The sequence below is a fragment of the Scandinavium sp. M-37 genome, from assembly GCF_043558715.1.
Classification (GTDB): Bacteria; Pseudomonadota; Gammaproteobacteria; order Enterobacterales; family Enterobacteriaceae; genus Scandinavium; species Scandinavium vulneris_A.
On sequence record NZ_JBIGIN010000060.1, the window covers coordinates 1 to 13,953 of the forward strand.

Below are 13,953 nucleotides of genomic sequence, written 5' to 3' on the forward strand. Positions count from 1 at the left end.
CAAATCCCAGCGCGGTGAAATACCCGTCGAGCGGTCTTCTGTCCATGTCACCCGGCATCCGCAACCACAGGCGGGCCGTGTTCATGGTAAATGCCTCATGCATGGCGCAGGCCAGCGGGGCGTCTGCGTTGAAGTAGAAAGGGAGCTGGCTGAGATCGACCCGGCTCCAGTCGGCCAGGTGGCTACAGTTAAAGCGCAGGCTGATGACCGAACGCCCGTCAGGGTCAGTCGATAGGCGGGCGTGCTCCAGCGACAACGGCTGGAGGGTAATCTCTTTGGTGGTGGTGTACCGGCAGCGCGTGCCTTTCTCACCAATCGGCCGCGAGTTCACCTCAAAGCCTTTGACGATGCGCATCTGCTCTTTCATTTCACGCCAGTCAGGGGTGAACTCCACCACCGACATTGACGGAATGGTACGCAGGTAATGCGGCCACAACAGGCTGACCAGCCCTTCGGTCAGTTCAGGCAGGTCATCGTCGAGCTTCTCGCGCAGGCGTCCCATCAGGAAGGCAAAGCCTTCAAACAGCCGCTCTACGTACGGGTCGCGCGCCCCCGCTTTATCGAGATTGAGCATTGCCGCCTGCTCAGGATGAGCACGGGCAAACTCTTCGCCGGCTTCCAGCAGGTAGCGCATTTCAGCGTCATAATAACGCAGGGTTAAGTCATCCATAATATCTCTGCTTTGTTATCCTGGGGTTCAGGGCACAGCGGTACCCTGTAATATGTTCAGCATGCGGTGCAGGAGCATCACGATAGCTGGCAGTGTGCTTATCCACCGTAAGTACGTTCATGCCGGGAAGGGATAAATTTTGCGCCGCAGGGACAACTGCTGGAACTGTGCAGCGAGCCGGCATATTTTCGCCCGTTGGCATTATTGTTCGGGATATGTCCCACTATTTTGTAAGTCCCGGCATGCTTTCCACAGGTCACATTCTCCTGCTCCCGGGCTACAGGGACCCCCATGACGGTATCGGTCGGATCACCTTCAAGAATTTTTCCACCGCAGGTGGTCATGTCACCCTTTACCAGATAATAACCTTTCGCCATTTTTCACTCCCTGAGTTCATCAACCATTCAACCGCAAAGCACGGCACTGCTGGCCGGATCGAGCGCAATCAGACCGGACAGAAGCAAATCCATCTCGGGCTGAAGCCGTGATTTATCGGTTTCACTGCGTGTGGCTTTCATGCGCAGCAGCCTGAGGCGGCGTGATTTCACTTCAAACAGCAGTGCCGGTGTCCACTGCGTGAGGGTGATTGACTGTGCGGTACTGTCGAGCTCTCCCAACAGATGCAGGGCCAGTTCATTCTTACCCTTCTGTTCAGCCACACGAGCCATCAGGAGGCGCAGCAGCCATTTGTCTTTCGCTGAGTCCGCGCCAGGGCGGGTCTGCAGCCAGTGAAGTGTGGCATCCAGTCCGTCAGTATCCGCTTTCTCCAGCGCTTCCGGCTCGAGAGCCAGGATATCGTTATCCGTCTCACCGACGGCACTGACCGGTTCATCCCGCCAGCCTGGCATATCGTCCAGCACGCTCTGATTTATCCAGTTCAGCGTGACCTCATCGGCAAACGGCGTCCCGTCATTAAAGGCCAGGGTTTCAAGTCCGGTGAGGCGACACAGCAGCCCTTTCAGGTCGGCGGCGATGATATCGGCCAGTACATCCTGCCCCGATTTCATCAGAGCCTGATGGATATACCACTGCAAATCCAGCCAGAGGTGATTGGCGCCACGCGAGAAGGTGCTGTCTGCCTGCTCCAGTATCTCCAGCCAGCTCTGTTGCAGATACAGCCGTTTGAGCATCGCCCGCTGGTCCGCCCGCGGCGGTTCGATGCGCGTTTTTCCTTCGGCATCCGGCGCCGGTATAGCACTCAGCGTGTCATGCCGCAGGCTTTTCATCAGCCGGTGTGCGGCAAGCCAGCCATCGGGCTGCTCACGCAGATATTCCGTCAGGGTACGGGCCTGGGCCAGCAAATCCTGACCGGAGGTAATTCGGCTCAGGACAGGCGCGTCAGATTCTGTCGTATGTGTGGAGGTCTGTGCCTTGTTACCTGCGTTCTGTGGTACCACGGCATCCACACCACCGGCCTTCATCAGGCGGGACTCCAGTGCGCTGTAAAGGGTATTCAGTTCTGGCCGTGACGCTTCCGGCTCTGACTCCAGGCTGTCGTGGATGAGCAGCAGCGCACCGGCTGTGCGCAGTGCATCGTCGCGTACCACTTCCGGCCAGAGTGACAGGCTGTCCAGAACACGAGAGCCTGCGAGCCACTCCAGCGCCGGTTTACGGCTCCGCTCACGCTGCGGATGAAGCTGCGTACCATAGCGCTGCAGCAATCCCGCCAGCAGCTCAAGCCCTTCGGCAAAGCCGGTTTCCCCGTCCTGGTGCAGACGCGCCCAGCAGTAATAGGTGGCAATCCGGATATCTTTGGCCGTGGTGGTCAGCAATTTTTCGGCGAGTGTGCAAATCAGCCCGGTATCGATACCGGAAAGTTTATTGACCTCCTCCCGAATGCGCTGAAAATCATCGTCATATCCCGGGTCTTCTCCGGTCAGACTGGCGTCATTTACCGGAGCAAGCCAGGGCTGCCAGTTTTCCATGCGTGCCTGCGCCTGTTGCCGCAGCTGAGTGTCCTCAGCCTGACAGGCGGCGACCAGATCCTGCAGTGTGCTCATTATTCGACTCCATCCATGTCACTGTTTCCTGTGTTGACCATCAGCGCCTGAGCCGTGGCCGCGCTGTCGACACTGAATATCTGGTCCGGTAGCGTAAAGCCGCGAAGTGCCAGCAGTGCCAGCGGCCCTTTGCCCAGCTGTGAGCGCAGCACCCACTGCAGGGTACGACCGTCCGGCGCGGTAAAGCTCATCATCCACTGGCTGCGGTCAAGTTGTCGCCGTTTACCCTGCTCCAGCCAGCGAATAAAGCCCCAGGTCCCGCTGTAATCCCCGAACAGGCGTGCACCGGCGTTAACGGTGGTCCAGGTCAGCATCGTCCCCGGCTTATAGGTATCTCCCGGCCAGCGGAAGCTCTGCCAGTCTGCCATCTGATTGAAATAGTGCAACTTCTGGCCATCGATGGTCAGCTGGGTTTCCACCACCTGCGGCACAGGGCGCGCCTGCAGCTCAAAGCTGATGCCCTGACTGCCGTCGGTGAACAGAATGTCTGACAGCTGGCTCAACTGATTAACGGCCTTCAGGAAGGCCGGGTTAAAGCTCAGTCCCTGGCTGTTGACCTTATCCGGCACCCACTGGCTGCCCTCTTTGTGCAGCACGCCGCTGAGCTCCGTCGTCAGGAAGCGTTCAATACGTCCGCTGTCCTTGCGTACAAATTCAGCCAGCATCGGCAAAGAGGCATCACTTTTGCTCGCCGCGAACGGGAAACGCCCGTCAAAGGCGGTGTGCCAGTTCGTCACCACGGCGCGGCTCCATTTGTCATTGAGACTGGCGGCAGAGGGTTGCAGCACGGTCTCCCAGGCCTGAGTCAGTGGCTGCACAAACATCGTGCTGCCAAATCCGCTCCACTCTTCGCCCAGGCTTGCCGAAATCAGGCTGCCGTACTGCTGGGTGTCGGTCAGGTCCACGCTTTTTCCCTGGAACACGGTCTGTGCCAGAGTCTGCATCATTTCCTGCGGGTCGGAGGCGCTGGCCACCTGTTGGAGACGCAGACGCACACGGGTGATACGGGTCAGGTAGCTCTGCAGACTCAGCGTGTTATCCGCTGACATGACGTTGCTGCCCTGGTTTTTGCCCAGTAGCTGAAGCAGTGGGCCAAAGGTTTCATCGAGCGGCCCCTGCGGGCCTGATGCAGACTGGTCAATCGCAGGTTTGTCTTTTCCGCCGACCAGGTCTTTAGCCGATTTGATGATGGAATCCGAAAGGCCTTCGTTGTGCTGGCCGGTCTGTCCCTGCCAGGCGATGGTATTCATCAGGGCAATCAACGGAGACTGACGGACATCACTCATCAGCGTCAGCTGGTCGGTGACGTCCGCTATGTTGTTTGCCGGATTAAGTCGCAGGCTGTTGAGGAAGCTCAGCCAGCTGCCGGCAAAATCGGTGAAGTAACGTTGCGTCAGGCGCGCTTTCAGGGCTTCCGGTGACAGGTCTGAGGAAACCGCTTTCCGGCTGTCACTCAGCACCCAGTCAATTTCATCCCGGCGGGAATTTGCGGCCTTCTCGATAGCCTGCTGGATGCCCCCTTCCCACGCCTGGCGGGTGAACATACCCGGCACCACTTCCTCGGTGGTGAACAGGCGGCGAGCGTCGGTCCCGCTGGTCATGTCTTCCAGAGATACGTCGGCGAAGTTACGACGCACGGACTTGAGCATGTTCTCGTACAGGGTGCTTTCGGCGTTGCGACGCCCGATTTGCTGCAACAGCACCTGACGGCTCTGGCTGACCAGTTGTGTGTCCGGGGTGATTTTCCACTGTGGCTGCTCAGGCAGTTCGGTGATGTAAAAGGCCCACAAATCCGGCGACAGGCTTTGCCACAGACCGGTTGAGATGCCCGTGCGCGTCGGCTGCACGGCTTTCATGGTCTGCGCGTAATACGCGCCGTCGGCTTTATCCGGACGGGCCATCATCAGCCAGGCTTTCAGCTGGTCATAGCCCGGCTTCGCCAGCTGTGCCCGCTGGTCGCTGTTGGGGGCTGAGTTTGCCAGCGCGCTGAGCTTCTGCGTCAGGGCGGCATTTGCCGGGTCGCGGATCAGGCGGTTGTTCGCCACGCCGTACCAGGGCAGCATCGCATCGAGCAGTTGCTGATTATGGTCCAGACCAAAGCGCTGATACCAGGGCGCGCCTTCCTGAATACGGTGCTGCAGACGACCGGCGTCATTACGCAGCGTATGCAGTGCGGTCAGCTGATAATCCGATACGGAAGGGTGCTCCACCAGGGCGTGAGCCTGCTCAGCGACAGAGACTATCTGCGACCGGTTAAGCATAAATGACAGCAGCGTTCCCGCCCCCCAGACACCGATAATGGCCATCAGCGTCCAGGCCAGCGTCTGCTCCCAGGCCATACCGACACGGCGCCCACGCACGCGGGTACAGTCATCCACAATGCCCTGCCAGGTTGCCGGCAGGGTCAGGGCATGGCGTTGTGATTCAGGGATATATTTCTCAGCGTCGGCTGTTCCCTCAGACGTATGAACAGGGTGGCAGTCCGGCAGGCTGAACATCAGGCCGCGCAGCGGAACGCGCTGCTGGGAGGCAGACAGCCAGGGCACCAGTTGCTGAGCCCAGCGGGCGATACCGCCGTCTTTGAGATGCTGGCCCAGGCGCAGCAGGAAGTCGTGGCTGTTGTTCTCTGTGACCTGACTCACCCCCTGCGTTCGCAGGGTCGGCAGCATCAGCTCAAGCTGGCGGGTAATATCGTCAGACTTAGCACGCAGCGGGAAACTGACCCCTACCGTCTGTTCAGGGCGTTTTGCCTGCGGCCACTTACTGTCGCACAGCTGCCACAGCCAGACCGAGGCGGAATAACGGAGCAGTTCACTGATTTTTTCCAGTCCACGTAAATCGTTGTCGCTGATTTGTGGGGTGAGGTTAAGCGACTGCGGCATGACGCGGACAATCCCGTCCAGTGGTCGGCCACGGCGCAGTTTACGCAGCGCGGTATATTTTTCCTTATCGGGCTCAGCAGTCAGACTCCCGCCGTAAATCAGAACGGTACGGTTACCTTCAAGCCACTGGTTTTCCTGCAGGCCAGGTACCAGCTGTTCGATTGCTGCTTCGTCGCCAGTGATTAGCAGCAGGCGGACTTTACGACGCCAGAAGAAGTGGTAGCGACGGCGAAGGTGGGCGCGAATCTGTTGACAGCCAGACACGGCAGCAGATACGGAAATCATCTCTTCTTTTGGTGACACCTTTACATCATCACCCTGCGCATGTTGTCGCTCGTTACTGAAACTACGCTTACCCTCAGCGCGCGCCCCAAAGAACAGAAATACTCCAGTTAGGGTCAGCGCGATGCTCGCGGCCACAGAACCGCTCAGCCAGGCATACCAGACCGAAGTATCCCTTATGAGCTGAAGTCTTTCAGGCTGCCAGTAAACGATACCCACCACGGCAAGGCTGCAAACCAGCGCAGCTAACACCAAAAGCCAGAACACAATTTCCGGTTTTTTAAAAAGCGAGAGGAAGCGCCTCATGCTTCGCCCTCCTTAGCGGAAGACACAGGGGATACAACCATATTCCAGACCTTTCCAGTTTGTTGATCGCGGCTAATCAGTAAGTGATGTGCCGGTTGTTGGTGTATTGATTGTGCGGCACCTGCCACGGCAAGCCAGAGCGCTGCGTTACCGGGATCACCCAGAAAATCATTAAAATTATGAAAACCCGTCAGCGGGTCGACGTTTTTCAAACCTGCAGCACCAATGCCTTTCATCAAAGTGGCATGTGCTTCGGTTTCAGCATCAACCCCGCTGAGCCACAGATGCTCCGGCTTTTCGGCGTTAACCGGTACCCAGTCGAGTGCCTGAGAAACGGCATAGTGCAACGCGTCAGGATCTCCTTCTCCGGCTTCCGGGCGGTGAAGAAAGGCCAGCGGGGGAAGGATGTCCTGCGTCAGTCGGTTCCCCAGCAGTATTCCGCTTATAGCTTCAGCGGACATTGAGGTATTGAGCGGTGCGTACTGCCACGACACCACCAGAATGACAGCCTCGCTGCGGATATGATGGTCGAGCCAGTCATCAATCGCCTGCGCACCGCTCCCGGCAAGGGTAGAAACAGGTTGCTGAATACCTGACTGTTGCCACGCATCCCAGAAAAGTGCGAAGGCTTTCTCTTCAGATACAGACGAGGAGTGTTCCAGAATCACCATTACGGACTTGTCTGCTGGCAGGAAAGACAGCGGCTGCGCCAGTTTGCGGGTTAGTGCCCTGAATAACGCCTGGAGATGCCGCTCTTCTTTGGCTCCCCCAGTACGCGCTATCTGACTCAGGCGGGTATCTTCCTCCCCGCGCCAGGATAGCTGGGGATAAAAGACATTCTCGTTTTTCACGAGATTGCTACCAATGGCCGTGAACGGTTTATCCGCAGAGGAGTGTGCAGTGCAGCATTCGGTCGCCAGAATTTGCAGCGCACGTCTGCCACGACGAACGTCTTTGAGGATCGTCTGTTCCCGCTCCCTGTCCCGGGCATTGGCGGAAATTGCACGCAGCAGATAAATCACGAACAAAATAAACAGCAGCCCACCAAGCACAATCGCGGGCACGCCCACGGTCAGCAATACGTTATTTTTGCCCGTCACCAGACGGGAAATGACGATACTGAATCCAGTCAGGATCATCAGCACCACCATCCAGCGGGCAAATTTGGGGGATGCAGGCCTGACGCTGACATCAGGCATGTTTTTTAAATCGACGGGCATACGCTGTTCTTATTGTGGGTAACGGCAATGGAAAGCTGATAAGCGGTATCCGATGATCTCCCTCACCGGATACGACCAGAATTTATGTTACAAAGTCGGGTAACGCTTTTTGGTGGGAAACAGATGGTTGCTCGCCACCGGGGGCGGTAGTGGATTCAAGATCCATATCCTCCGGCCATTTGTCCGCTTTACGCGGGCACCAGAAATCAGGACGGCCTTTATTCACTGCTTCATCCGGCACCGGTTCGCCTTTCATATACAGGCACAGGTAGCTCCAGAGTTGCTGCAACTGAGCAGGAGAACCGCTGGCAATCTGGAAGCGTTCCACCACATTCAGCGTTCCTGGCTGACAGACGGAAGCGAATAGCTGAAAGCCTCCGGTATATCGGTCGCTGGAAAAACGCATCTCGCCATGAATATCTGCCCAGTGATAGGCTTTGACGGTGGTTGGCCATTTGGCCCAGGGATTCCACCATTTTCTTTTATAGTCAAAGGTGTAGATCTTCTGCCTTTTTTTGTTCAGACGAATGGGTTGATCTCTAGGTTCAAAAAAATAAACTTTTAAAAACATAGCCATCAGCGAGATTAGAAAGAAATCACCAACCGCATAAATAATTAAAACCCCCTCCCCACCAAGTTCCTGCTCAATTAACCATCCTAGAACCGTCATAAAAACAATAATAGCCAACGTCATCATGGCACCAAAAATCATCCCCCCCCAGACAACCCCTGCGTAACGAGGAATTTCCATCCAGAGAGTATCTTTAGTATTTAGCCAAAAAAGCTGGGGAGGCACTAGCTGAGGCTGGTTATTGTCCGGCATATCCTCCTGCCAGCGATATATGGGAGGATTCAGTTTTGGCAGAGCCTCACTCTGGCTCTGAAAAAATTCGTCCTGTGACATTATCTTGTCCTTAGCACTGGCGATTAGCTCGTCTTATCCGATAGTTCGTTATAGGCGCGGGGAGCAGAAAGTTCAGCATCCGGCTCAGTGGTGGATTCCCGTTCCATTTCTGCCGGCCATTTGTCCGCTTTACGCGGGCACCAGAAATCAGGACGGCCTTTATTCACTGCTTCATCCGGCACCAGTTCACCTTTCATATACAGGCACAGATAGCTCCAGAGCTGCTGCAACTGAGCAGGAGAACCGCTGGCAATCTGGAAGCGTTCCACCACATTCAGCGTTCCTGGCTGACAGACGGAAGCGAATAGCTGAAAGCCTCCGGTATAGCGATCGCTGGAGAAACGCATTTCACCGTGAACATCGGCCCAGTTAAAGTCTTTGATGGTCGTCGGCCATTTGGCCCAGGGATTCCACCATTTTCTTTTATAATTGAAAGTATAAATAGCCTGTCGTTGTTTGTTCAGTCGTATAGGCTGATCGCGCGGGATGATGAAATATAATTTATAAAATAAAAAAGCAAATGAACCTAGCATCAAATAATAAAACAGCATAATAGAAAATGTAACATAATCGAAGTCATCAATTAGCATTGAGATAGAATCGATAAAAATAAAAATAAAAATAGCGGCAAAGAAAAAAATCATGAACAAAACACCTCCCCACATCACGCCTTCATAACGAGGGATCTCCATCCAGATACTATTTTTAGTATTTAACCAAATCAGTTGGGGAGGTGCTAGCTGAGGCTGGTTGTTATCTGGCATATCTTCCTGCCAGCGGTAGATAGGAGGATTAAGCTTTGGTTGCCTATGACTCTGGCTCTGAAAAAATGCATCCTGTGACATTGTTTTATCCTTAATTGCCTTAAGCGCTAGTGGTGAGCTGCAGATTTTCTTCCGGCCTGAGCTTATCTGGCCAGTAGGTCACTTTGAGCTCCACATCGCTGAACTTCATGCGGTTAAAAGCAAACTCCCCCTGTAGCAGTAGCCCGCTTGTTTCCCATCTTTCTTTCATTACTGAATCAGCAGACAAAGAGGTCGTTCCCATTCCCATCGGCGTGATATCAAAACTCTGCTTAGCCGCGGTTTTCACGTTATTCACCTTCCCTGAAGACGCCGACTGCGCCAGTAACTGGCTGCCCCCGCTGCCTTTGGCAGTCAGTTCGATCAGCCAGTCCGAGCCCAGCTTGCTGCATCCCGACAACTTCACCTGCACCGCCACCAGCCCCGTTCCGGCAGCATTGAGCACAACTTCCGCCATTCTTTCACGCTGTATCTGTGCAGAAACACCACTGGCAATGGTGTAGTACGCCTTCATCGCCGCCTGAAGATCGGTAAGGCTATTAGCATCCCAATATTTCTCATGTTTGCCACGCTTGAGGCCGAAGCAGGTATCGCTGAGCCACACTTCCAGCGGGGAACGAACTTCGTCAGCCGCCATGGTTGCCAGTACAGCACCTAAAATGGCCAGCCCAATACAGATACCTATGGGGCCAAACAAAGCGAAATCGCCAGCAAGCCCAGCAAAAATGCTAACCCCACCCGCAGAAATTGTAAAAAAACTAGCGCCCAAATACAGATTTTTAGCAGTTGAATCACCATTTTCCCCTGCGTCTTGAGCACTCATATACATCCCAAATCCATCTACTATCGACGCCACGCCCCCAATCACTCCAGCAACCCGGATCAGTGGATGGGCGTAGATTTCAGCACCACGCACTATCATATTGGGCTTTACATCCCAGGGATTGGTGCCCCAGCGGGCGATCATATGACCAAATCCGACCATTTCCACCGCCGATGCCGTCACCATCAGCGCGCTGGAGGCCAGCTTCATCTCCGCTTGTGAATCTCCCGGCACGGCCTCCTTCAGCGCTTTAAGGTTGTCATCCAGGGCACTTTTCTGCAGGCCCAGCATGACGGCTCCTAACACAAACCCCAGTCCGCTGCTGCTGAATACCCGTCGCGGCAGCTGGTACTGCTGGCGGGCTATTCTCAGCGTATCTCCCAGCGTCATACTCATGCCTCCCGTTGCCAAAGAGGCATCTACGGCATCTTGCGCGAGGATCAGGTTCGGGAATCCAGAAAGTTGGCTACCGTCTTTCAGCATCGAGCCTTTACTCAGGGCCGCCGAACTGCGTGCTGCCTGCTTATAGACCGGTGATTCAATATCTTTCAGTAAGGATGCATAGCGTACCTGAATTTTTCGCTCAAGTATGGCGGGATCAGTTACCTGCAGCCAGGTACCGGCATGGGTGGTCGTGGTACCTCCCCGCATAGTCCCCCAAACGGGACGACCGTGCCCATCCAGTTGCTTAAGCATGATATTCTGAAATTCACGAACGGTAATTTCACCCGAAAAAATAGTAACCGCAGGTTCACCTTCTGCAGCATAGGCCATTGCCTGAAGTACCCGCTCGAATCCTGCGTTCGCTTTGGCGGAAATCTTCTCACCAATCATGCTGAATGCGCCGTTCATCGACATCGTCAGGCTGCTTACGGGCTGGCTGAAGTTGATGCTGTCCACAAAGTCACAGACTTCCTGGCTGTTCAGCAGGGTCTTCATATTGGTGTAGTTTGCTGAACCGTTGTAGACCGCCGCGATTAGCCCAGACTGTTTGCCAAGGAGAGACAAAAATGGCGGACTGTCCGGACTTTCCACCCAGTCATGCCAGGCCGACTTGTCCTTATCCATTCCTACCATCGCCCCCTGCAAATTGGCGGCCAGCGTGTTAAGTTGAGCCGCCCAGCTGATCACGCTGGTTACCGGGGAATAGTCCTGTTTGATCACCGTCAGCCATAAAGCCGAGTGATACCAGGCATCCAGATCCTTCGCCACCGCCGTCAATTTTTGCTGATAGCCGTCCACCACGGCTTTAAAATCCCGGGCAAATTTAGCGCGGTTGGGTTCGCTGTAATATTCCTGCATCCTCTCCAGCGCAGAACGCCTGGTGGCGGCAACCATATCCTCACGGCTGAAGGTTATTCCCTGATCGAAGGGTGAATCGGTAAAAGGCGGGATCGTGACAGGCTTAATGCTTTTATCCGCATCCACCTGTTTTGTCATCAGTTTCTGAATAGATAAAATGGTATCGGAAATGGTGCCCTGATGAAGATTCGCGGGTTTAGAACGATATTTCGCCAGCGCATCCACCACATCCAGACGGGCGTGGTTAAGCTCCTGAACCATCCCTACAGCATCATCCAGCACAATGGCATGTACTACACCGTACAGCTCCTGTAGCTCCGCGACCTTATTACCCAGCGCCGTCTGCTTCTTGATATCCCTTCGGGGGTAAAAACCATACGCGCCATCGGGCTGCCCTTCTTTTCCGACAATACTCGGGAATTTTTCTGCCGCAAACTCCAGCACGTTCTTTGTCAGAGTTGAGAGCGTGGGATCAAGCGTCAGGCTGCGCCCCGCACCTTCAATTGTCGCTGTTTTCCCGCCAGCAATAGTCACTTGTGTAAAACGCGGTGCCGGGGCACCGGCTTGTTTATATTTCGCCAGCACTTTACGGGGCCACGGGTCATTGCTGAAGGCCACGGCTGCATGGGTATGCTTCGGATCGATATTGATAAAGCTGCTGCGGATATCATGGTTCTGCTGCAGGCAGGCCGCACTCAGTGGCTCGACGTTTCCCCCTTCCGGCATTTCGTTCGCATTAAACATGCGCAAAAAGCCCTGCGGAGTGACCTGGTAGGCATACCAGACCTGTTTATCTGCCAGAACATACACATAGCCTTCGCGCAGTGTACGCAGGGCGTATTTGAATTCACCGCCTTTCAGCTTAGTGTCCTGGTGAGGAACGGCAGGATGCCAGCCGGTATTAACCAGAGAAGCCGGGACTACTGCCACACGCAGCGGATATATCGCAACCCCCTTACGCTCACACGACTTACAGCCTGAAGGTGTGGATGCTGCCTGCTGACTTGCCGCTGCGTTTTTATTTGTCTGTGCTTTCATATCCATCATCAAATTCCTTTCTCAGTCGAGTCATGCCTGATGCAGCTCCTGCCAGACAGCGTCCGGGAGGGTCTGAAGCAGTTGCGTAAAGTGCAGCGCCGGGTTTTCCGCGGCTTCCTGCATCCGGGCCTGTACGGCAGCATGTGTAGTGATATCAACGGGCAGGGACAGGGCATTGAGCGCCAGACACAGCCGGTCGCTGAGATGATGCAGCCCCGCTTTTTCGGAGGCTGACCAGGCATCAGCGGCAAGGCGCACAGCCTCAGGAGGTAAGGCGTCACTGGATTCATGCCAGGCAGACAGCAAACGCCAGATATTACGCGCTTCAGCCTGTGCCTGCTCAGCTCCCCAGTTCAGCATCCAGGCATCATCACTGGATTTACCACTCAGCGTCCTCAGTTCACCCGTACAGGACATCCAATGCCACTGACTCGTCGCGGCAAGCAGGCCAGCCAGCAACTTAGGGTCAGCAGTCGCCTGCAACAGCTCAAGGCGAAGGGGTTCGAACACAGGGATGCTGACGCCCGGTTTGATGTGTTTGCACAAATCAGCCAGCCAGACAGCCATTTCGTCAGGCGAAAGCACTGAACTCAGCCAGCCGCAGACATGGCGCTTCTCGTACAGTGCTTCTCCGAATGCACTGGTTTCACTGCTTCGGATCAGACCTTCATCCAGAGATCCGCCCGGGGATGCGAGCAACAACAGAATCGGACAATGCTCCGGCGACCAGGCCAGATCCGGACGCAATATCCTGCGCAGAGCATCGCTGCCCTGACTATCCCTGAGCATGTCTGCGTGCAAAGGATCCCAGCTCGCCATCTTTTTTAGCGGATCAAGCATCAGGTAGCGGTATTCATTCCGCCTGGCATTCAGGGCATCAATTAAGTGAATGTGGGTATCCATCAAAGCGCACTCTCCACACAGCTGGCTGCCTGTGGTAGTTCAGGTTGTGCCGGGCTGAAGCTTTGTGATGCCTGATGATTCAGGCTGGCTGATTTGGCATTCACATCGCCCGGCGTCAGAATATTGACGCCAGACGGGTCGATGACCACGGCAGTTTTACCGCAGTTTAAGGTGATTTTTTTGCTTGCCTGAATCACCACCTCATCGTCTTTACTGGTGATGGTCATGCCTTTCAGGGCCGTCAGCATCATTGCATCCTCCTGCGCCTGAATATCAACCTTACCCTTATTGGCGTACATCTTGATGCCCAACGTTTTGGCAAACAGACTGATGATTTCACCTGCCGCAACGGTGAATTTTTTGAAGACGCTAAAGTCACTGTTCTCTCCGGAGGTCTGAATAAAGTTCTGTCCACTGCTGATTTGAATACTTTGCGGTGATACCTGAGCTATCCCGTCCGGGGCGCTCATCAGTAACGCGGACTGCTGCAGATCCTTGAGAGAGGATTCCAGCAATGTTTTTTGCGCCTGGATCTGCGCCAGTTCCGCCTGTGCGGTGGCGACAGCATCGCTCAGTGATTTCGCTAACTGCTGCGCCTGATTGAGTGTCCCCAGCGCCGCATCCATCGCCAGAACGTGACCCTGACCTTTGATTTGTGCATCTGCGGTGATGAAAATACCCTGCTGTGCACGAATAGCGCCCCAGCTGTCGGTTCTGAGCTCAAAACCCTCACCGCGCTTCTGCTTCTCAGCATCCACTAAATGTCCGAGATTCAGCTGGCTCTTGCCGCCGTACTCAGTGGAGACTTTGATATGCTCCT

Annotated in this window: 9 protein-coding genes and 1 pseudogene; all 10 read right to left on the bottom strand. The window is 55.1% G+C overall.

Annotated elements, in window-relative coordinates; genetic code table 11:
• On the bottom strand, positions 1-670 hold a 670-nt coding region (locus ACG0Z5_RS23230), incomplete at its 3' end, for a type VI secretion system baseplate subunit TssF (protein ID WP_394451458.1).
• Between the two features lie 107 nt (positions 671-777).
• Positions 778-1,047 (bottom strand): annotated as a pseudogene (locus ACG0Z5_RS23235) (PAAR domain-containing protein); the annotation flags it as partial.
• Between the two features lie 27 nt (positions 1,048-1,074).
• Positions 1,075-2,670: a type VI secretion system protein TssA gene (gene tssA, locus ACG0Z5_RS23240; protein WP_394451459.1), complete on the bottom strand. Its 1,596-nt coding sequence runs from the start codon at positions 2,668-2,670 to the stop codon at positions 1,075-1,077.
• Positions 2,670-6,140, bottom strand: coding sequence for an ImcF-related family protein (locus tag ACG0Z5_RS23245; protein ID WP_394451460.1), 3,471 nt, complete (start codon positions 6,138-6,140; stop codon positions 2,670-2,672). The genes tssA and ACG0Z5_RS23245 overlap by 1 nt, the downstream gene beginning before the upstream one ends.
• A complete protein-coding gene (locus tag ACG0Z5_RS23250) occupies positions 6,137-7,360 on the bottom strand; it encodes a hypothetical protein (protein ID WP_394451461.1) in 1,224 nt (407 codons plus the stop codon). Before ACG0Z5_RS23250 ends, ACG0Z5_RS23245 begins: the two co-directional genes overlap by 4 nt.
• An 82-nt stretch (positions 7,361-7,442) precedes the next feature.
• Positions 7,443-8,183, bottom strand: a complete 741-nt coding sequence (locus ACG0Z5_RS23255) for a DUF6708 domain-containing protein (protein ID WP_394451469.1) — start codon at positions 8,181-8,183, stop codon at positions 7,443-7,445.
• 104 nt (positions 8,184-8,287) lie between these two features.
• Complete coding sequence (locus tag ACG0Z5_RS23260; RefSeq protein WP_394451471.1) at positions 8,288-9,028, bottom strand: DUF6708 domain-containing protein; 741 nt, start codon at positions 9,026-9,028, stop codon at positions 8,288-8,290.
• Between the two features lie 100 nt (positions 9,029-9,128).
• Positions 9,129-12,239 carry a T6SS effector BTH_I2691 family protein gene (locus ACG0Z5_RS23265; RefSeq protein ID WP_394451463.1) on the bottom strand — a complete coding sequence of 1,037 codons (3,111 nt, stop codon included), beginning with the start codon at positions 12,237-12,239 and terminating at the stop codon, positions 9,129-9,131.
• Between the two features lie 21 nt (positions 12,240-12,260).
• A complete protein-coding gene (locus tag ACG0Z5_RS23270; RefSeq protein ID WP_394451465.1) occupies positions 12,261-13,133 on the bottom strand; it encodes a hypothetical protein in 873 nt (290 codons plus the stop codon).
• On the bottom strand, positions 13,133-13,953 hold an 821-nt coding region (locus ACG0Z5_RS23275; RefSeq protein WP_394451467.1), incomplete at its 5' end, for a DUF2345 domain-containing protein. The genes ACG0Z5_RS23270 and ACG0Z5_RS23275, both read right to left, overlap by 1 nt.

Excerpts from the sequence above, each read along its gene's own strand:
- tssA (WP_394451459.1), bottom strand. The coding sequence starts at position 2,670 with ATGAGCACACTGCAGGATCTGGTCGCCGCCTGTCAGGCTGAGGACACT.
- ACG0Z5_RS23245 (WP_394451460.1), bottom strand. The coding sequence starts at position 6,140 with ATGAGGCGCTTCCTCTCGCTTTTTAAAAAACCGGAAATTGTGTTCTGG.
- ACG0Z5_RS23250 (WP_394451461.1), bottom strand. The coding sequence starts at position 7,360 with ATGCCCGTCGATTTAAAAAACATGCCTGATGTCAGCGTCAGGCCTGCA.
- ACG0Z5_RS23255 (WP_394451469.1), bottom strand. The coding sequence starts at position 8,183 with ATGCCGGACAATAACCAGCCTCAGCTAGTGCCTCCCCAGCTTTTTTGG.
- ACG0Z5_RS23260 (WP_394451471.1), bottom strand. The coding sequence starts at position 9,028 with ATGCCAGATAACAACCAGCCTCAGCTAGCACCTCCCCAACTGATTTGG.
- ACG0Z5_RS23265 (WP_394451463.1), bottom strand. The coding sequence starts at position 12,239 with ATGATGGATATGAAAGCACAGACAAATAAAAACGCAGCGGCAAGTCAG.
- ACG0Z5_RS23270 (WP_394451465.1), bottom strand. The coding sequence starts at position 13,133 with ATGGATACCCACATTCACTTAATTGATGCCCTGAATGCCAGGCGGAAT.